This window comes from Paenibacillus sp. FSL P2-0089, from assembly GCF_038595095.1.
GTDB lineage: Bacteria > Bacillota > Bacilli > Paenibacillales > Paenibacillaceae > Paenibacillus_AQ > Paenibacillus_AQ silagei.
The window spans coordinates 4,985,459-5,006,346 of sequence record NZ_CP152006.1; the positions used below are offsets into that span (position 1 = coordinate 4,985,459).

A 20,888-nucleotide genomic window follows, 5' to 3' on the forward strand; every position below is an offset into this window, starting at 1 on the left:
CAGGTATTCTTCTTCTCTAGTGTATTGTGGTATTATAGCAATGTCTTTGCGAATAATGATGATTTATTGCGTATATTGTGATCAACAAGAAAGGGGCAGTAACGATGAAGCATGCCCGGTATTATGAATCGTTCGACGGCGATATTCTGGCCGGTATCGGCAATTCCCCGATCTCGCCGACGCGAGATTTCCATATCCATGACCACTATGAAATCTTCCTGTTCCTCGGCGGCAGCGTGAACGGCTTCGTGGACCAGTACAGCTATCCGCTGGTGCGCGGCGACGTCCTGTTATTCAACAATCATGAGATTCATAAAATCATCAACCGCTCCCCCGAGCCTTATGAGCGGCTGACCATTCATTTCAAAGCACCGCTGGTTTATCCGTTCTGTACGTCGACCACGAATCTGCTGGCTTGCTTCCAGAACCGCCAGCCCGGGGAGAATAACTTGGCCCGGATGGAGGAGCCGCTGCTCTCAGAATATACCGCCCTCTCCTCACAGCTGATTACAGCCCTGGAGCGCAAGCAGTACGGCAGCGAGGTGCTGGCCCTGACGTATCTGATTCAGATTCTGGTGCTGGTCAACGAGCTGTACAGCCGCACCCGTGCCGTAGTGCCTAGCATCATATCTTCCCATATTCAATCTGCCATGAGTTATATCGACAACCACCTGCACCTGAATCTATCGCTGGGGCATATCGCCGGGGAGCTGAATCTGGATAAATATTATCTCAGCCATCTGTTCAAGCAGCAGACCGGAGGCACCATCTACCGTTATGTGCTGCTTAAAAAGATCGCGTTATCCAAGCAGCTCCTGTCCGCCGGCAACTCCGTGTCCGATACCTGCTACCTGTCCGGCTTCAATGATTATGCCAATTTCATCCGCACCTTCAAGAACATCACGGGCATTCCTCCAGGAAAATACGGCAAATAAAAACGGCACCGCCTATCCGCAGCGCTGCCGTAAAATGAACGATATAACTCGAAGCTTGGTCGTCACTGCGGCGAACATTTGGACTTCCGGCCGCTGCCCAATTTGGATTCCCTGATTAAAACCGCTCTTCGCGGTAGAAATCCAAATACAAAGGCGGTCGCTAACGCTCCTACAGTTCCAAATTCCCCCTCCGATTCTTTTTGCTTTTTGTTAGTTACCCCCGTTCCCCTCCCCTATACTCTGTAGGACTTACACCCATATATTCCTTGAACACCTTAGAGAAATAATGCTGGTCTGCAAAAGCCAGCGCCTCCGACAGCTCCTTCACCTTCAGCTCCGGCTTGGCTGCGATCAGCCGGCAGGCTTCAGTAATCTTAAGCTGCATGTAGTAATGCACAAAGGTCCGCTGCGAATGCCGCTTGAAGATCCGGCTGACATAGGACGGGCTGACATGAAACTGAAGCGCCACCTCTGTGATAGAGAGCTGGGAGTAGAGATGCTGCTGCAAATATTGCTCCAATTGCCGGAACAGCTCCTCGCTGCTCTTGGGCCGCGGCTGCCCGGGGGATACCAATCCCTCCGGCAATCCCTTCCTGCTGCCCCCCTGCTCCTCCAGATGGGCGACCAGCCGCTGCATCACCTCAGCCAGCTGTTCCCGCTCCACCGGCTTCAGCAGATAGTCGAATACCTGAAGGTTTAGCGCTTTGCGCGTATACTCGAAGTCGCTGTAGCCGCTGATCAGCACCGCCTTGAGCGCCGGATTCACCTGCCGGCACTGCCCGATCAGCGCCAGCCCGTCCAGCTTGGGCATGCGGATATCGGTCAGCAGGATATCCACCGGGTTGGCCTTGATGTACTCCAGTGCATCCAGTCCGTTCGACGCGGTGAAGGCAATCTGCACAGGCAGCTCCGTGGAGCGCATCAAAGCTTCGATATTCCGCAGAATCGGCTTGCTGTCCTCGGCAATGATAGCGGTATACATAGCGGTCCCTCCCCGGTTCTAGTAGAAGTCTTTACTCATAGATGCGATAATTTGGACCGTAGCGCCCTTTTCCCCGTCTAAGTGGTTGTAAATATTGAAGAATAGCCGGTTCCTGTACATCAGCTTCAGCCGGTTCACCGTATTCACAATCCCCATGTTGCCAATTCCCGTAGTATGATGCTGAAGTTCATAGACCCCTGAATCCGAGCTCTCAATGTTGTCCAGAATGTCCCTGATCCGGCCCGGCGCGAAGCCTTCCCCGTTATCCCGGATTTCGATGGCCCACAGGCCGTTATATACCTTCACCCGCACATCAATCCTCCAAGGAGGGTCCGTATTCTTAAAAGCATGCTCGATACAATTCTCCACGAATGGCTGAATCACCAGCCGGGGCAGCTCAATCCGCTCAAGCGCACCGTCCCCGTCAATCTCCCAATCCAGGTCGTCCTCGAAATTATGCTGAATCAGCGACAAATAGTGCCGGGTATGCTTCAGCTCCTCGGTCAAAGTGACATGCTGGTAAGGCGAAGATACAATATAGCGCAGGCTGTCCGAGAGATGCTTGCACATCTCAGTCACTACGCTATTCTTCCCTTCCTGGGCGGCAATACTGATCAGATACAGCACATTATGAATAAAATGCGGGGCGATCTGAGCCTGCAAGGCAGAATTCCGCGACTTCACTTCTTCGTGCAGCGCAAGCTTTTCCCGTTCTATGGATTCCTGTAACCGTTCCAGCAGTTCCTGAAAAGCGCTATTCAGTTGAATCAGCTCATTGTTGTGGGTATGGGGGCCCGCCTTCATATTCAAGTTGCTGTAGTTCATCCGCAGAATCTGGCTGCGCAGCTTGCGGATCGGAAGCAGCAGGTTCCGGGTCGAGAAGTAAATGAAGATGAACGAGAACAGAATCAGCGCGGTGATCAGCAGAATAGAGATATATTTCACCGAATTGACCGGGCCCAGCACCACATTCCTGGGGTTCACCACGTAGGTAGTCCAGCCCGTCTCAGCAGAGCGGTGATACGCCACATAGTTCTGGCCGCTGCTCAGATAGATTCCGTTAGCTGCTGTAGATTCAGAGGGAGACGCTGCGAATTCGGGGACCTTCTCCCCTTCACGTAGTGCCGGAGAGCTGGAGACCAGCCGCTGGTCCTGATCCATAATATAGACCTTGCCGCCCGCCAGTCCCGCAGCAGATCTGTTCAAGTACCGCTGGTCCAGTTGCACCGCCAGATAGCCGAACACCTGACCATTCTGGTTCCTGATCGCCCGCACAAAAGAGATGGCATCCGCCCCCTGCCGGTACAGCGCGTAACCGCTTGCATTCCAGGTCGGCAGGTTGCTGCTCTCTTCCAGAAACGGCCTGAGCGAAGCCGGGCTATCTGCGTATCCGATATAAGAGGCCACACGTTCCCCTGTCAGATCATAGATCATCATATCCTCAATGTTCAGACTCGGCCCCAGGGCCTGGAACATGATGTCTTTCAGCCTGCGGCTTCGGGTCAGCCCTTCAAGGGTAAGTTGTGAATAATCACTGGCAGACAGGAGCGTGAACACCTCTTTGTTCGACAGAATCCGCTGAGAGAGCTGGTTCTGGTTATTGATATACAGGTTCAGCTGATCGCTAACCTGGGCAGCAGCCAGCTTCATTTCGTTCTCCGTCTTGTCCTTGAGCGGCTGGATCACCATATAATTCACGTAGACCAGGAAGCAGCCCAGCACAATCAGCAGGAGCAGCATGAAGGTGAAGAAGAATTTCGTTTGCAGACTGGCCTGAACCCTGCCTCCGCGCAATTTCTGAACAATAGTAGCCAAGCCGAGCCCCCCTGAACCTTAGGATCTGCCTACTTTACAACCAATCGGGCGAATTGACAAGCCGTCCCGGAGTTCAGAATATTACACAGAAAGAGTCAAGTACAAACATGTACCTTGCGCAGTCCTCATTCTATAATCAAAAATGTAAACGGATTCAATCCACAGAAAATTCACTATTGGGGGCGATCACATGAATAGCAAACTGAAAAAAATCGCAACAGGCGTACTGGCCGGTGTAATGACCTTAACGCTGGCGGCATGCGGGTCTGACAATTCAGGCTCCGGCAATGCTTCGGCTACCAACAGCGGCGGAAACGGAAACAGCGGTAGTGGCAGCAGCGGCGGCAAAAAGGTAACCATCGAGCTGGCCATCTCCAAAAGCTCGCAGGATTCGGCGTTTGTAGCCCAGGATGTGCTGGATGAATTCGAGCAGAAAACCAATATCAAGGTCAATCTTCAGCTGCTTCCGGCGGAGCAGACGGCCACCGTACTTCAGACCAAGCTGGCCGTTGACGAGGTGCCTGACCTGATTCAATACAATCTCGCCAGTGCCACCACCGATCTTAACCTGGAGCGGAACTTCGAGATTCTCGACAACGAGCCTTGGGTGAGCCGGCTGCTGAACAAGGACGTACTCTCCGCTTATGGCCATGTCTACAGCTTCCATTACAGCCAGGATACAGGCATGCAGGGAGTGGTCTACAACAAGGATATCTTCAAGGAGCTGGGGCTGAGCATTCCGAATACCTACGAGGAGTTCCTGGCGGTGTGTGAGAAAATCAAGGCCAGCGGCGTTACACCGGTCTTCATGCCGTTCAAGGATAACTGGGCGGCGAATATCTGGCCGGCTGCTGCTTTTGCCGACTGGGCGGCTAAGAATGAACCTTCCCTGTTCGATGACATCAATGCCGGCCGCAAGAAGTGGTCCGATGTTCCCGAGTTCGCCACCTTCCTGGAGCAGCAGTATGAGGTCTACAAGAAAGGCTATACCAACACCGACATTCTCAGCGACAGCTACGATATGGCGGTAGGCAAATTCCTGAACAAGGAAACGGCGATGATGTTCATGGGCGACTGGCTGATTGTGAACGTGGCCGAGAAAGACCCGAATGTGCATCTGGGCCTGTTCGCCATCCCGTCCTCTGAAGACGCAAGTCTTGGCGCAAGCCCGCTGGGCGGCCAGTTGTTCATTCCGAAGAAAGCCAAGCATATGGCGGAAGCGAAGCAGTTCCTGGAGTTCCTTGCCAGCAAGGAGGTCGCCCAGAAGATGGTGGACAGCCAAGGCTCCGTCTCCAACTTCAGCGATGTCACTACACCGAAGCTGCCGGATTACAAGCAGGAGATTGTCGATCAATACATCACACCTAAGAAGACTACACTGACCACCGATGCTTATATGATCGTAGACCGCAGCGAGCTGTACCGTCTGCTTCAGGATGAATTTGCCGGCGGCCTGGACGCCAAGGGCGTACTCAAAGCTTGGGATGAGAAATTCAGCCAGCTGATGAAGGACAAAGGCATAGAAGGCTTTTAATTAGAGCGGATAACCATTACAACAGGCAGAATAAAGTCCGTCCGGGCTTTGTTCTGTCCCTGGCTATATAGGAGTGTGAAGAGATGAAAGTATCCAAGAGACTATACTCGTATTACCTGATCTGGCCTGCGCTATTGATCTATTCTGTCTTTTTCGTATTGCCCGCGCTTACAGGACTCTTCTATTCCTTCACCGACTGGCGGCTGGACCGGGAGAATATCCAGTTTATCGGCTGGGACAACTTTGAGCGTATCTTCACCGACAGAACCCTGCTGCTCGCCATTAAGAATACGGCCATCTTCGCCGTGGTCACCGTTATAGGCAAGAACCTGCTCGGGATCGCGCTGGCAGTCGGCTTGAACATGAAGCTAAAATCCAAAAATCTGCTGCGGGCTATTTTTTACTCTCCGTCGATCCTAAGCGTTTTGGTTATTAGCATTGTGTTCACGCCCATGCTGCGCTCCGACGGAACGATTAACCGTATCTTCGAAGCTGTGGGGCTGCCTTCGCTGAGCCAGGCCTGGCTGACCAATCCGGCCCTTGTCATCTGGACCGTAGCCTTTGTGTCCATCTGGCAGCATACCGGCTTCCAAATGGCGATCTACCTGGCCGGACTCCAGTCGATCTCCAAAGAGTATTATGAAGCCGCCACCATTGACGGCGCCGGTTCCTGGCGGAGCTTCCGCAGCATCACGATTCCACTGCTGCTCCCTGCGATCAACATCAATCTGATGCTGACGCTGATTGGCGGCCTCAAGGTATTCTCCGAGGTATTCGTCCTTACTGGCGGGGGACCGGGCAACGCCTCCCAGGTGGTAGGTACGATCATCCTGCGCTCGTTCGGAGAGGGAAGCTGGGGGCTGGGCACAGCCGTCAACACCCTGCTGTTCGCTGCCGTAACAATCATTGCCATTCCCCTGCTGATCTTCATGCGGCGTAAGGAGGTATCGGAATAATGAGCTTTTCACGTAAAATGGCCTGGCGCAACTATGTAGTCGAAGGGCTGCTGATCCTGGCCTCCCTGCTGATTATCCTGCCGCTGCTGATTATGCTGTTCGGAAGCTTCATGACCAGCGCCGAGGTGCTGAAGTTCTCCCTGCGGCTCCCGGAGAAGTGGAACTTCTCCAACTATACGACGGTCTTCCGTGAAGGGGGACTGGGACGGGCGTTCCTGAACGGGATGCTGATTACCGGCGTCTCTTCTATTCTGAATATCTTCACCTCGTCGGCGGCCTCCTTCATTCTCGTGCGCCGGGAGACCAAATGGTCGAATTTCCTGTACATGTTCTTCTTCATGGGCCTGATTGCGCCGATGTCCACGATTACAACGATCCGCGTCGTACAGTGGATGGGCTTCTATGGCAGCATCACCAGCGTCATCCTGATCTATGCTTCGCTCAACACAGCGTTCAGCGTGTTCCTGTACAGCGGATTCATCCGGTCTATTCCGAAGGCGCTGGATGAGGTAGCTTTCCTGGAGGGGGCGAATACATTCGATGTGTTCTTCCGAATCGTCACCCCGCTGATCGTCCCGGTGAACGCCACCGTAGCGATTATGGTCTTCATGTCTGTCTGGAACGACATTACCATTCCGCTCTATTTCCTGACAGACAGCTCAGACTGGACGATGCCGCTCTCGGTATACAATTTCTACGGCAAATACAGCCGGGACTGGAATTTGATTTTCGCCGATCTGGTGCTGACCTCGCTGCCGGTGCTGATCCTGTACATTTTCTGCCAAAAGTACATTGTTAGCGGACTTACGGCGGGAGCGGTGAAGGGATAATGAAGGTGTGGAGAATAGGTTCTGTCAACCTGTGATGTAAAAGGAGCTATCCCGACAGCCATTGAAATAGTTGCTTGGGACGGCTCCTTTTTAGTGAAATTCACGTAAGCACTTCCCCCTGAATTGCTCGCTCTCTTTGAAAGGCTTCTGCTTCATCAGAAAATAGTTTATAATAAATCCCTCGTTTAACAATTAATTGTTGGTGTGTTCCGCATTCTACTACCTGACCTTCATTTAATACAATAATCCTATTCGCATATAAGACAGATGTATATCTATGCGATATGTATACACCTATCTTTCCTTCTATATAATTTTGGAATTGCAGAAATACTTGTTTTTCTGATTCCGGATCAAGAAAAGAGCTTGGTTCATCCATAATATAAAGATCAGCATCTTTAAAGAAAGCTCTGGATATGGCTATTTTTTGCCATTGCCCACCAGAAATTTGAACCCCTCCTTCAAAGTTCCTTCCTAGCTGTTGATCTATTTGATTGGGGAAACTTTTAATTAGTTCATCTGCACCAGTAAGTTGGGCTGAATTCCATATTTCAGAGGTACTATCCATCTTTTCGAGGTCACCAAAACCAATATTTTCTCTAACAGTAAAATCAAATTGGATAAAATCCTGAAATATAACACCAATTTTTTTGTATAATGTATCTTTACTGTAATTATGTATGGATATTGAATTAATTAATATTTCACCTGTAAAATCATCATATAAGCCTGTCATTAATTTAATTATCGTTGATTTCCCCGATCCGTTTCTTCCAACAAATGCAACAGAGTCATTTGTTTGTATTTTGAAATTGAGGTCTTTTAGCGCGTAAACTGTTTGACCAGGATAAATAAAGGAAACATTTATAAACTCTATACTTTCTATTTGATCCATTTTAACGAAACTCTGCTTTAACAGCGTATTTTCATAACTTTTTTGACTTTTATTTAGAAATGAGAATAATTCATCCAAGTATAAATTATTTTCGCACAAGGAAATTAATCCTTGAGAGATAGCATTAATATTCTGGTTTGTAAGCAATACTGCTTGTACCAAACCATATATACTACCTAAGAGTAGACTCTCTTGAAATGACACATATACAATAATATAAAGAACTATCGAGATAAAAAGAGTACTAATTAATTGAAAGAATAGATATAAAACTGTTCGTCTTTTTGATAGGTCTTTATCCTCCTTATAAAATCTATTAAAAATATCTTTGTACCTAATACTTAAATAGTCATTTAAGCGATATAGTTTAATTTCTTTGAATGCCTTATCATTCGTTAACAAAAAATTAATATAACTTGCTTTCCTTTGCAAAGGAGATCTTTTTCTTTTTGAAATATATTGAATTTGTGCGAACTTCAATAACGAATAGAATGAAAATAAAGGTGACACAAGAAGAATAATCACTAACCACCACTTGAAATTTAGTATAATAACAATACTAGAAATCAGAGTAATAATTGAGCTTATAAGATTTATTAATAACTTATATACTTGGATGGGCCGGTCTATCGAATCTTGCATAACTCTTCTTAGCTGATTATGAATTTCAGGATCTTCATAATCACGTAGCATAAAATCAGAGGTTTTTGTTACTATTGAAACTTGCAAGTGGTTTATTAATAATAGCTGGTATAACTTTTCAAAGTGTTCAAGAATAGACGTAACAAAGAGACTACAAATCAGAACAAAAATCAAAGGCAGAATAGGGTATATCATCACGTTGAATGATCGCTCTTCGATTTTCATCACTAAAAATTGAATGGAAAAAAGATTTATTATTGGTAAAAAACCTTTAATTATATAACAAAAAATAATTAATGAAAAATAACTTCTTTTTGCCCTCCATAATAATTTCCCAAGTTCCGGCCAGTACCGAAATGATGCAAATATAGTTTTGATATTGATCCCATCCATCTTACCCTCCAAAGCTTTACCTTCTCCCATTATTTCGCGCTAAATCAATCGTTAATGGTAAGTTTTTGACGACGACTTTCCGTATAGATATTCATTGGGTTTTCTTCAAGTGTTTTTTTGATCATTTGATGTTTCAAGAGATTAATATTATCCTTTGAAGTACCCGTATCATTAGTTAATATGTAATCTATCCATTTGCTTACCCAGTCAAATCCATAATTAAAATCTAGCAGTTTGTTAGAATATATGTTAATGATCAGTTGGTCACCATTCTTCATCATGACTTTTGGTTCTACAGAGGATACAGCATAACGTTGAGTAATTTCTAAAGAGTAGCGCTTTGGAGCTATATGAAGCCCATCAGCTATATTGTATAAATAATCTATAACAACACCGAACTTCTCAGCCCTATCCCTACTCATTCCTTTGTAATGGACCTGTGTTGTTCCAATTTTTATAATTTTAAATTCATTACTTTCAAGCCGCTTATCATGCGTATATTCATAGATACGTATGCCACTAAATAGACACAACGCAATTCCAACGGTTAACCACGTAATCAGACTTTTCTTCCCACCTCCTCGACGATACGAAAATATAGTTGCCATTCCATAAAACAATAGAACCGCAGCAAAAATCGAAATAATATTCCTAAAGTTTATTAGGTAGGGATTGTAAATATTAAGCACTGGAGATACATATCTGAATTTTTCGTGTAGAGTCCATGGAATTAATCCAATGGTTAAATATAAAGTAATCAGAATCAGTATTCCTAAACCATGCTTGCGGATTACTTCACCTACCAAAAGACCTGATACAACAGCAAAAAGGCCGGAAAAAAGGGCAATAAGCCCAATATTAAAGTCTGGAACATCCCCAAACCAGATACGTAATGTGCCCCATATTATTATTATCACAGGTGAAGTTATGATTACTGCTACAATTCCTTGATTAAAAATTTTACGGTTGGTAGAGATTATTGACAAAAATACAAATTGCTCTGCTTGATATCTTTTGCTTAAATTAGCCGCCTGCAGTGCAAACAAAGCAATAAATAATAAATCCAGGCTAATTTTCAAAATCAAATCTTCATTCATTTGAAAATTAAAATATACTATTACCATTAAAGAAAACAGGTATATTCCTGTATTGGCCTTGCCAAAGAAAAGAAGCAACCAAAATCGTATTAGATTTAAGTTCATAATCTCCCCCTTGCTTTCCACAGACGATTGCTAAAATACATTAGAATTAATGCAATACACAATATAAAAGTTCTTCCTACAAAAAAAGACGAGTCAAAAAAATGACTGGTAATCCAATCCGGGTTAAACCATATCGAAAAGGCCGGAGAATTCACTGACATCCCTATAACAAGAAAAATAATATTAAATATATTTACGTATACCTGTTTTTTTAATAATAAGCTCAAAAGAGCAGCAATTTGAACAGATATACCAATTGTCGTAAACGAGGTGTAAATTAACGGAAGTATTAAATCAAAAAAGTTGACTCCATAAAATAACACATGACCTCCGAGAATAAGGATTAAGCAACTGGATTGTGCCAGAAAGATAATCCCCCACAAAACACAAACTTTACATACAAGATATAGGTAGTTTGAATGCAATTTAGGAATGATGGTTGAATAGATCATCGCTTGCTTATCATCGTCATAAAGAAAAGAATATAGAATTGGCATTGCTAAAATACAGAAAAATAATTGTCCGTGCAACAAGAATACCCACATTTCTTTATCCTTTGAACCCGTAGATAAATACAGAAACATAGGTATCAAAAAAGTGATCAGGAAAACCAAAATGTTATATAATAAATTTTTCTTTAACAACAGTATTTCAAATCGAACTAAAACTTTCACCTCCCTCACTCTATTAAGGCCCCCTCTCATTATCAGATATATACAGATAAGCATCTTCCAGGTTTGGAGTCTCTAGTGTATATTCCCCATATTTTTCCGGAGGACTGTTATCTAGCAAACGAACTTGCATTAACCCCCTTTTCCTAACAACAGATATGATCCGGCTTTCATTACTTAATTGTTGCAACTGCCCTTTATCCACTTCAACTAACCATATTTTCCCTTCCACTTTATGGATAGCCTCATCAACACTCCCATTATAAAGACAGCTTCCTTTCTTTAAAATAAGTACATTGTCACAGGTGCTTGAGATATCCGGTACAATATGCGTAGATAACAATACAATGCGATCTTCCGAAAAACTGTGAAGCAAGTTTCTAAAAGCAATTCGCTCCTTTGGATCAAGCCCCACCGTAGGTTCATCAATAATTAACAACTGGGGAAGGTTTAACATAGCTTGAGCGATACCAAATCGTTGTTTCATACCGCCTGAAAGTTGCTTGATTTTTTTATGAGCATGTTCTTCAAGACCCACTTCAACTAGTCTTTGTGAAATTTCTTCCTGTATTCTTCGTTGACCTATTAACCCCTTTAAAGCAGCAAAATAATTCATGGACTCAGTGATTGTTGCATCAGGGAAAAAATCAAAATTTTGTGGAAGATATCCTAACATGGCACGAATTGCATCAGGCTCTTTTCTTAGCGAATATCCAAACATACTTACATCGCCCTCGTTAAACCCTAGCAGTGTTGCTAGAATTTTCATTAAGGTAGTTTTACCAGCCCCATTATCACCAAGCAAACCAAAAATCCCCTTATTAATTTGAAAACTTAACTGATTAATGACTTGATTACTGCCGTATTTTTTACTCAATGCTTCCACTTCAACTGACAATCATTTCTTCCTCCTTTATCATCTTGTTATTAAACAATTTATCTTTATCCTCCTCGTCCAACCTCAAGTATAATCTGATGCAATCATTTATTGCACTTCTAGTAAACTCACAGGAAATTTCTAGCGGATCTTCTATAGCTCCAGTGTTCTTTAAATTTTCATGTGGGCAATCTCCACCACATAAGTTAATTGCCCAACATTCCTTACACTTTGTTCTTTCTTCTAGACTAAATTCCTTTAATATTTCCTTCTCCCTAAGGCGGGAAACTCCTTTATTCACATTTCCCAGAGAATATTTTTTTTCACTAACAAATCTTTGACATGGATACAAATCTCCATGAACATCAACAGCTAGCATATGGGAAGCAGCCCCACAATAATAATGCCGTTTGGAAGATGAATGAACCCTTCTTAGATATTTGTATATATTTGAGATTTCCCGAGCCTTCTTATACTCCTTACTATGTATTAAAGTCTCAAAATAATTTACCAGTTTGGTGAATTCAAGTGAGTAATCCTCATAATCCTTAACATTAAGCATCTGAACTGCAGGATACATAGCAACATTTCGAAATCCAATTTCATTTAAATGTTTTAATGTATAGGTAATATCGAGTTGAACCGGGGAGACAGTAGCTCTCGCTGAGATCATTCCATTCTTTCTTAATTTCTCAGTCCTATTAAGAATAAGATCATAGCTGCCTTCTTTATTCTGAAAATAGCGGTTAAAATCATGAGTTTTCTGATCTCCATCCAGACTCACTTGTATTGCTACCTGATGCTCCATTAAATAGTCAACAACGTCTTTAGTAAGCAAGGTTCCATTTGTGGTCATACTATACCTTACTCTTTTCCCTGTTTGTTTTTCTTTGCTTTGGACATAAGGAATGATATCCTGAATGAGTTTATAATTAAGTAATGGCTCTCCACCGAAAAAACAAATGCTTAGTTCTTCCTCCAAAGCTTGATCAAATAAAAAATCTATAGCTTGGGTAGCTGTATCCATGTCCATCCTGCCACGGTCATTGTATTCTCCATTAACACCATAACAATAAGAACATCTCAGATTACATTCTTGAACCAGCATAAGAATCAGAGAAGAGACCCCGTTCGTCTCTTTTATACAAGCACAGGAATCTGTATTAATGTCATCCACTGAATCTTGCACACGTAAAACTCCTGCTTTCTCTAGCGTAGTAAGTAATTCACTTAACTCTTCCATGCTATATTTATTTTTTAGAAGTTGGTAAAGTTCTTCAATAGTTTTCCCGTCACTGTTGCAAATATCTACTATTGTGTCATCGACTTGAAATATCCCGCTATTCTCAACATTATATAGATATAAATTATCTTGCTCTTCAAAAAATTTCACAGCTTTAATTGTTATTGGACTATTAAACATTAATAACTTCACTTCCTTCTCAAAATATTAGAAAGCCTAAGAATTGCTTCTTAGACTTTCTTTTGTTTATAGATGAAAATTCAATCAATCCCCATCATTACGAATACACCAACCACTCTCGTTGTGTCCACAAGTAAAGTCAAAAGCATCACAGTCTACGCATTTGTCTCTTGCATCGCATGTTATGCAAAACATAGGTGACACACTACCACTTGCAACGACATTAACAGGTTTAAACATCCGACTACCTCCTATATTTTGGAATTATGTAATACTTAGTTAGTTTAGCTCGTTCATTCGCTTTTATCTACATATAAACAGGATTTTTTTGAATATTTTGTTAATGTTTTTAAATTAAAGTATTTTTTTAACTAATAGAGATCATGTTCGGCTTGGTTATTATCAAACGGAATGCATGGACGTAGCGGTTGGTCTCCAACTCCCCCACATTGCGGGAAGGAGAAAAGGCTCCGGCATTCGCTGCATCTGCATCTGTTAACGGAATCTACCTGAGCAGCAGCCTGAGCCGTCCCTGTTCGAGGACATTAATGCCGGCCGCAAAAAAGTGGTCCGATGTTCCCGAGTTCGCCACCTTCCTGGAGCAAACAGTATGAGGTCTACAAGAAAGACTACACCACGACATTCTCAGCGACAGCTACGATATGGCAGTAGGCAAATTCCTGAATCAAGGAAACGGCGATGATGTTCATGGGCGACTGGCTGATTGTGAACGCGGCCGAGAAGGACCGAATATGCATCTAGGCCTGATTGCGCCGATGTCCACGATTACAACGATCCGCGTTGTGCAGTGGATGGGCTTCTACGGCAGCATCACTAGCGTCATCCTGATCTATGCTTCGCTCAACACCGCGTTCAGCGTATTTCTCTACAGTGGGTTTATCCGCTCTATTCCGAAGGCGCTGGATGAGGTGGCTTTCCTGGAGGGTGCAAATATGTTCGATGTGTTCTTCCGGATCGTGACTCCGCTGATTGTCCCGGTCAACGCCACCGTAGCGATTATGGTGTTCATGTCCGTCTGGAACGACATTACCATTCCGCTCTATTTACTGACCGACAGCTCAGACTGGACGATGCCGCTCTCGGTATACAATTTCTACGGTAAGTATAGCCGGGACTGGAACCTGATCTTCGCGGATCTGGTATTAACCTCCCTTCCCGTGCTAATCCTGTATATCTTCTGCCAAAAGTACATTGTTAGCGGACTTACGGCGGGAGCGGTGAAGGGGTAATCTCTGCCCTTTTTGTGGCTTTCTAGGACTTTGGATCATTCAGGCCGGAGCATTCAGACATAACATACAGCAGACAACCTGATGAGGCATCCGGAAATAACCGGCGCGCCTGCCCATCCGGTTGTCCGTACGCCGGGCCCGGCGAGTCCACTAACCAGAAAGACATGAAAGGGGTTTTCATTCGTGAATACGAATATGGCAAACCGCAGAAGAAATCTAGCATCAAATATTAATCCTTACGTGTTTGCGAGTTATGAACTTACCTACTATTTTGGCTATGTCGCTGTCATTGATCCTGTATACAATAAGGTCATCAAACGGATTCCAGTAGGCCTTAACCCTGGTCCTATGTGCCTGAATTCAAGTGAGGATAAGCTTTACGTAGTAAATACGGGCCAGGATTCGGTCACTATCATTGATGCGTATACCTTTGACATTATCAAAACCGTTCACATTGGCTCTTCGTCCACCTATAGCGCTCCTGTTGCTATCTTCGCTGCTCCTAACGTGAACAAAGTCTATGTAGCCCATTCGGTTGACAAGGCCGTTACAATTATTGACTCCGTCACAGATACGGTTATTAAGCAAGTGGATTTGCCTAGCGGAAGCGGATACCCTTTTGCCTTTGCCGGTAAGGTGAACAGTCTCTTTGTCTTTGTTGCATGTAAGTCTAAAGATAATGATAAAGGCAATGTTGTCGCCATTGCTGTTGACGATGACACCGCCCATCCAGTTGGGGATGATATTGAGCTTGAATTTGACGGGATCCACAACCCCTTGACCGTGTACCCAGGCGGAGTGGAGCTAGTCACACTTGGGCCGACTGGCATGTTGACTCATTTTGAACCACTTACAATTGGTCCCTCCAAAACTTCAAGTCTGCTGGACAATACGGTATCCGGGATCTATCTGGATAATGATATGTTATTTTGCACCTCGCGAGAAGATAGAGCCTATCTGAAAAAATTCAACAACTTGTTTATTGACCAGCAAGGAAACATTACCCATGATCATTTCACAGAGATTTCTAGCTACAAGGGCCAGGATAAAATCCTTGCTTCAAGTAATCAAAGTACTATTTGCATCACCATTCAACCCACCACTTTCCCGACAGGTGGTCTGCAAATTTACGATGTAAACGCTGCTAGCTCACGGTTTGTTCCGCTCCCTTATGTCGGTGATTTAGCACTTGTCGATGACATCATTGCCTATGTAGGACAACTGACTTCGATTCAACCGATTGATTTGGGAAATCCAAGTAATCCCATTCCTGCTATTCCGATTGGCCAAACCTCCACTGACCGCATCAATGTCAAGAATATTATTTCCGGTTATAATAATTATTCCTAATGCATATTTAGGATAACAATCGAGCTGTCGCTTCAAGTCGAAAATGGACTTGGGGGCAGCTCTTTTTTCTATCTTACTGGACATTAGGACTATTCGGGCCGGAGCATTCAGACATAACATACAGCAGACAACCTGATGGGGCATCCGGACAAAAACCGGCGCGCCTACCCATCCGGTTGTCTGTCCGCCGGGCCCGGCGAGTCCATGAGCCAGAAGTACATGAAAGGGTTTTATCAAAACGGTTCACATTGGCGGTCCCTCTACCAATAGCGCTCCTGTTGCTATCTTCGCTGCTTCTAGCGTGAACAAAGTCTATGTAGCCCATTCTGGTGACAGGGTCGTGACAATCATTGACTCCGTCACGGATGAGGTTATTAAGCAAGTAGATATGGTTCCAGCCGGAAGTGGCTACCCGTTTGCCTTTGCGAGTCATAAGAATGCCCCCTATGTCTTTGTTGCATGCAAGTCTAAAGACTTATTTTGGAATCCATGAAGTTTATCAGTCCAAAACACTGAGTCTGTTGGATAATACGGTATCCGGGGTCTATCTGGACAACGGATTCTTATTTTGCATCTCCCAAGAAAATAAAACCTATCTGAAACAATTTAAAAACCTGCGAATTGACTCTAAGGGAAACCTTACCTTTGATCAATTCACAGAAATCTCCAGTTTCAAAGGCCAGGATAAAATCCGTACTTCAAGTAATCAAAATTATATTGGCGTCACCATACAGCCCACTAATTCTCATACAGGTGGTCTGCAAATCTACGATGTAAACGCTGCTAGCTCACGATTTGTTCCGCTCTCCCTTGTAGGTGATTTAGCGTTTGCCGGTGACACCATGGCCTATGTAGGAGATATGATGGCGATTATTCCGATTGATGTGGCAAGGGCAACAGCCCTCCCTGGTATACTGATTGGCATAAACTTCATGGATCTCCTCACTGTCAAAAATATTATTTCCGGTTATAGCTATCAATCCTAATAAATATCTTAGGCCCGGCGAGTCCATTAGATAGAGCTGCATGAAAGGAGATTTTATCTATGAATATGAATCGAACAGCAAACCGTAACAGGAATACACGGAGCGGCCTTTCTTATGTCTATGTGTCTTATGTAAGTCTTAATAATAATGGATATGTCGCTGTTATTGATCCCACTACCGATCAGGTCGTCCGACGGTTTTCGGCAGGCTATAATCCTACCGCTATGTGCTTGAATCCCTCTGGAGATAAGCTTTACGTGGCGGATGGCCTTGCGAATATGGTCTATGTCTATAGTACAGATACCTTTAACCTTATAGGTTCAGTTCCAATTAACGACAAACCTGTTGCTATCTTCGTAGAGCCTAGCGGCAAATATGGCTATGTAGCCAACTATGGATATCCCTGCCTGACGGTTTTTGATGCCATTACTCTTAGTTTAATTGGAACTTTTTATTTTCCAGACATGGCTTACGCCTTTGCGTGCAATGAGAATAGCCCTTACGTCTACACTGCCCTCAAGAGTATTGTTAGTACAAGAGCATATTATTCTGCTTTTGCCATTAGTATTTTGAATATTAATGAATCTAATACGTGGATTGACCCAGGAAGACCGGACCCTTTCCCTGACTCGACCTACAACCCCTTGACCGTTCACCCGAATGGACACACACTGGTCAGGTTTGAAAATGAAACCCTTTATTTTCTTGATCCTGATAATGATCAGGGTCCTATAGTTGCAGCAGCACCGACTAGTTCGCTGGACAATACGGTATCCGGGATTTATCTGGACAACGGCTTGTTATTCTGCACGATGCGAGAAGAAAGGAACTTTTTGAAATTATTCAAGAACCTGGATATCGATGTGAATTCGAAAATCACCTATGATGATTACAAAGAAATCCCCAGTTACAAAGGTCAGGATAAAATTCGCACTTCGCTTACGCAAAAGTATATTGGCGTCACCATTCAAGCCATGGATCACCCGACGGGCGGGCTGCAAATCTACGATGTAGACCGTGGCACTTCCCGGTTTGTTGAGCTTACTTCCATTGGCGATCTTGCATTCTTCTCAGACACCAAAGCTTATGTGGGAGGATCTACCTCGGTTCAACCCATTGATCTGACCAGTGCAAGACCTCTAAATCCGATTACCATTGGGACAACGTACTTCAAAGTGAAGAATGTTATTTCCGGTTATAGCAATCAAACCTAAGGGTCATGTACGTTAACGTGGAGTTGTCTCTTCAAGTCGAAACTGACTAGAGGACAGCTCTTTTTTTGCCAGAAATGCATTGTTAGCGGACTTACGGCGGGAGGGGTGAAGAGGTAATCTCTGCCCTTTTTGTGGCTTTATTGGACAAATGGATTATTCGGGCCGGAGCATCCGGACATAACATACAGCAGACAACCTGATGCGGCATCCGGACAAAAACGGCGCGCCTGCCCATCCGGTTGTCTGTCCGCCGGGCCCGGCGAGTCCATTACCCTGAAACACATGAAAGGAGAGTTCATTCATGAATATGACTAAGGCAAATTACAGCAGGGATCTGTCATCAGTTCATCCTTATGTGTATGCGAGTTATGAAGTTGGCTTTGATTTCGGATATGTCGCTGTCATCGATCCTGTACAAGATAGGATCATCGAACGGATTAGGGTGGGCAGCGAGCCTGGTCCCATGTGCATGGACCCCTCGGAGAAAAAGCTGTACGTCATTAATACCCGTGAAGATTCAGTCAGCATCATTGATCTTGATACCTTTAAGGTTCTCAATACCGTTCACATTGGCAATCCGTTCGTCAAGTTCTATCCTAATTCTATCTTCGCTGCTCCTAAGGGTAACAAAATATATGTAGCCCAATCAGATCCGGGCATTACCATTATTGACTTCCTCACAGATGAGGTTATTAAGGATGTGCAACTGGCAGGAGGGATTAATTGGCCTTTCGCCTTTGCTGGAAATGAGAACAGCTCCTTTGTCTATGCTGCCTGCCGGAGTAATGATGTTATCGCCATTTCCATTGACGACGATACCGTTCATCCCTATACAGACGGAATGGAGCTTACCTTTGACGGGAGCCGCAATCCCTTGGCCGTTCATCCCGATGGACACACCCAAGTCACGTTTGGACCTGCCGGTATGCTTACCTATTTTGACGATGATTCTATTGGGTACTCCAGTACGTCAAGTCTGCTGGACAATACGGTATCCGGGGTCTACACGGACGACAAAAGATTATTCTGCACCATGCGCGAAGACAAAAACTATCTGAAAGTAATCGGTAATCTGGCCATTGATAAGAATGGAATCGTCACCCATAAGAGTTTTGCGGATTTTCCCAGCTACAAAGGGCAGGATAAAATCCGTCTTTCACGTACGCAAGCTTATCTTGGCGTTACCGTTCAACCTACGGATTCCCCATTAGGCGGTGTGCAAATCATTGACTTACATGAAGGCTATAACCATTTGGTTGAACTTCCTTATGTCGGCGATATGGCGTTCTTCGATGATACCAAGATCTATGTGGGAGAAGGGACCTCCATTCGTCCAATTGATGTGGCAACCGCAACGGCGCTGCCTGCTATCGTGCTTGGGGTCGTCACGGATCGCCTCAAAGTCAATAATATTATTTCCGGTTATAGTAATCAATCCTTACAGTAAACAATTATACGGGTCATTAACCTAACTTACGGCAGACAACCGGCTGTGGCATCTGGATACAATCTGGCGCGCCTGCCCACCCTGATCGTCGGTCCGCCGGGCCCGGCGAGTCCACTAGAAGTGCCACAAGAAAGGAGATTTATCTATGAATCCGAACAAGGCAAACAACAGGAATTTACCCTCAGGTGACCCTTACGTCTATGTGACTTATGAAATTGACTATGCATTTGGATATGTCGCTGTTATTGATCCTGTAGAAGATAAGGTTATCAAGCGGATTCCAGTAGGCATCAACCCTGGTCCTATGTGCATGGATCCTGCAGAGAAGAAGCTTTACGTCCTTAATACCCGCTCGAGTTCAGTCACCATCATTGATACGGATACCTTTAACATTATCAAAACCGTTCGTGTTGGTACTGTTGGCAGCAGGGTTACCAATCCTGTTGCTATCTTCGCTGCTCCTTACGGTAACAAAGTCTATGTTGCCAATTCCGGAGATCATAACGTTACGATTATTGATACCAACACGGATACAGTTATAACCAATGTGGACGTCGGCCAAGGCAGACCTTTCGCCTTCGCGGGCAATGAGAATAGCGACTTTGTCTATCTTGCCTGCAAGGTTGCCGATAAAAAAGATTATGTAATCGCCATTACCATTGACGATGACAACTTTACCCGGTACAATTTGGGATTTGAACTTACCTTAGACGAGACCCGCAACCCCTTAACTGTTCACCCGGATGGACACACGCAAATCACCCTTGGAACGATTGGCATGATTACCTATTTTGGAGATGATGAGATTGGCTTGCCTAACTCGTTAAGCTTGCTGGACAATACGGTATCCGGCGTCTATCTGGACAACCAATTGTTATTCTGCACCACGCAAGGAGAAAGAGCTTATCTGAAGCGATTTACTAATTTGGACATTGATTGGGAGAATCACATCACCTATGATAATTTCAGAGATATCCCCAGCTACAAAGGTCAGGATAAAATTCGTGTGTCGCGTACGCAAGGCTATGTTGGCATCACCATTCAGCCCACTACTCTCCCAACCGGTGGCCTACAAATCTATAATGTAAACAGTGCCAGTTCCTGGCTTGTTCCTCTCTATTATGTCGGCGACCTGGCGTTCTTCTCAGACACCAAGGCTTATGTGGGGGAAGCAAATGCGATCCGTCCGATTGATCTGGCAACCGCTACGGCCCTGCCCGCTATCCCGATTGGGTTCCCAAACGACACTCGTATCACCGTCAAGAATATTATTTCCGGTTATAGCAATCAATCCTTATAGCGGATTAATCGACAGTAGGTACAACTTTCAAGCAACCGCTACCCACTTTCGGCGGATTCGGAGGGATTTATCCCTTTCATTTCAGTATGTATACGCAGAGCAGCGGTTCCCCAATACTGGAGAACCGCTGCTCTGTTTGACTTGTATAGTTAGTATGGAGTTAAGCCGGTAACTTAGAGATGCAGC

Annotated in this window: 16 protein-coding genes and 1 pseudogene; 10 read left to right on the top strand and 7 right to left on the bottom strand. The window is 44.6% G+C overall.

Annotated elements, in window-relative coordinates; all coding sequences use genetic code 11:
- The first annotated feature begins 104 nt into the window (after positions 1–104).
- Positions 105–935: an AraC family transcriptional regulator gene (locus NST69_RS21025; protein WP_051478555.1), complete on the top strand. Its 831-nt coding sequence runs from the start codon at positions 105–107 to the stop codon at positions 933–935.
- A gap of 214 nt (positions 936–1,149) precedes the next feature.
- Here the strand turns inward: NST69_RS21025 and NST69_RS21030 are convergent, their stop codons facing one another.
- Positions 1,150–1,917: a response regulator gene (locus NST69_RS21030; protein ID WP_036731619.1), complete on the bottom strand. Its 768-nt coding sequence runs from the start codon at positions 1,915–1,917 to the stop codon at positions 1,150–1,152.
- An 18-nt stretch (positions 1,918–1,935) separates the two neighbouring features.
- Entirely contained in the window at positions 1,936–3,732 is a 1,797-nt protein-coding gene (locus NST69_RS21035; protein WP_342547032.1) for a cache domain-containing protein, read from the bottom strand.
- A 190-nt stretch (positions 3,733–3,922) separates the two neighbouring features.
- Between NST69_RS21035 and NST69_RS21040 the strand changes: the two genes are divergently transcribed.
- From NST69_RS21040 to NST69_RS21050, 3 genes are all read left to right on the top strand, one after another.
- On the top strand, positions 3,923–5,266 hold the full coding sequence (locus tag NST69_RS21040; RefSeq protein WP_342547033.1) for an ABC transporter substrate-binding protein: 1,344 nt from the start codon (positions 3,923–3,925) through the stop codon (positions 5,264–5,266).
- An 83-nt stretch (positions 5,267–5,349) separates the two neighbouring features.
- Entirely contained in the window at positions 5,350–6,222 is an 873-nt protein-coding gene (locus tag NST69_RS21045; protein WP_036731615.1) for a sugar ABC transporter permease, read from the top strand.
- Positions 6,222–7,052 carry a carbohydrate ABC transporter permease gene (locus tag NST69_RS21050; protein ID WP_342547034.1) on the top strand — a complete coding sequence of 277 codons (831 nt, stop codon included), beginning with the start codon at positions 6,222–6,224 and terminating at the stop codon, positions 7,050–7,052. The genes NST69_RS21045 and NST69_RS21050 overlap by 1 nt, the downstream gene beginning before the upstream one ends.
- A gap of 100 nt (positions 7,053–7,152) precedes the next feature.
- Here NST69_RS21050 and NST69_RS21055 read toward each other — a convergent pair whose 3' ends face one another.
- The 5 genes from NST69_RS21055 to NST69_RS21075 form a co-directional block, all read right to left on the bottom strand.
- Entirely contained in the window at positions 7,153–8,982 is a 1,830-nt protein-coding gene (locus NST69_RS21055; RefSeq protein WP_342547035.1) for an ABC transporter ATP-binding protein, read from the bottom strand.
- 44 nt (positions 8,983–9,026) lie between these two features.
- Positions 9,027–10,184, bottom strand: coding sequence for a hypothetical protein (locus NST69_RS21060; RefSeq protein ID WP_342547036.1), 1,158 nt, complete (start codon positions 10,182–10,184; stop codon positions 9,027–9,029).
- A gap of 687 nt (positions 10,185–10,871) precedes the next feature.
- On the bottom strand, positions 10,872–11,753 hold the full coding sequence (locus NST69_RS21065) for an ATP-binding cassette domain-containing protein (RefSeq protein WP_342547037.1): 882 nt from the start codon (positions 11,751–11,753) through the stop codon (positions 10,872–10,874).
- A complete protein-coding gene (locus NST69_RS21070; RefSeq protein WP_342547038.1) occupies positions 11,743–13,155 on the bottom strand; it encodes a radical SAM protein in 1,413 nt (470 codons plus the stop codon). The genes NST69_RS21065 and NST69_RS21070 overlap by 11 nt, the downstream gene beginning before the upstream one ends.
- Before the next feature lie 629 nt (positions 13,156–13,784).
- Entirely contained in the window at positions 13,785–13,913 is a 129-nt protein-coding gene (locus NST69_RS21075) for a hypothetical protein (RefSeq protein ID WP_340993705.1), read from the bottom strand.
- Between NST69_RS21075 and NST69_RS21080 the strand changes: the two are divergent.
- From NST69_RS21080 to NST69_RS21105, 6 genes and pseudogenes are all read left to right on the top strand, one after another.
- Positions 13,914–14,405, top strand: a pseudogene (locus NST69_RS21080) (carbohydrate ABC transporter permease); the annotation flags it as partial.
- A 183-nt stretch (positions 14,406–14,588) separates the two neighbouring features.
- Positions 14,589–15,755, top strand: coding sequence for a hypothetical protein (locus tag NST69_RS21085; protein ID WP_342547039.1), 1,167 nt, complete (start codon positions 14,589–14,591; stop codon positions 15,753–15,755).
- A 446-nt stretch (positions 15,756–16,201) separates the two neighbouring features.
- Positions 16,202–16,741, top strand: coding sequence for a hypothetical protein (locus tag NST69_RS21090; RefSeq protein WP_342547040.1), 540 nt, complete (start codon positions 16,202–16,204; stop codon positions 16,739–16,741).
- Between the two features lie 59 nt (positions 16,742–16,800).
- Positions 16,801–17,955, top strand: a complete 1,155-nt coding sequence (locus NST69_RS21095) for a hypothetical protein (protein WP_342547041.1) — start codon at positions 16,801–16,803, stop codon at positions 17,953–17,955.
- Between the two features lie 301 nt (positions 17,956–18,256).
- Positions 18,257–19,402 carry a YncE family protein gene (locus NST69_RS21100; RefSeq protein ID WP_340951250.1) on the top strand — a complete coding sequence of 382 codons (1,146 nt, stop codon included), beginning with the start codon at positions 18,257–18,259 and terminating at the stop codon, positions 19,400–19,402.
- Positions 19,403–19,547: 145 nt separating this feature from the next.
- The gene (locus tag NST69_RS21105) at positions 19,548–20,702 is read left to right on the top strand and encodes a beta-propeller fold lactonase family protein (RefSeq protein ID WP_036731605.1); all 1,155 of its coding nucleotides are present in this window, start codon (positions 19,548–19,550) and stop codon (positions 20,700–20,702) included.
- Positions 20,703–20,888 lie beyond the last annotated feature (186 nt).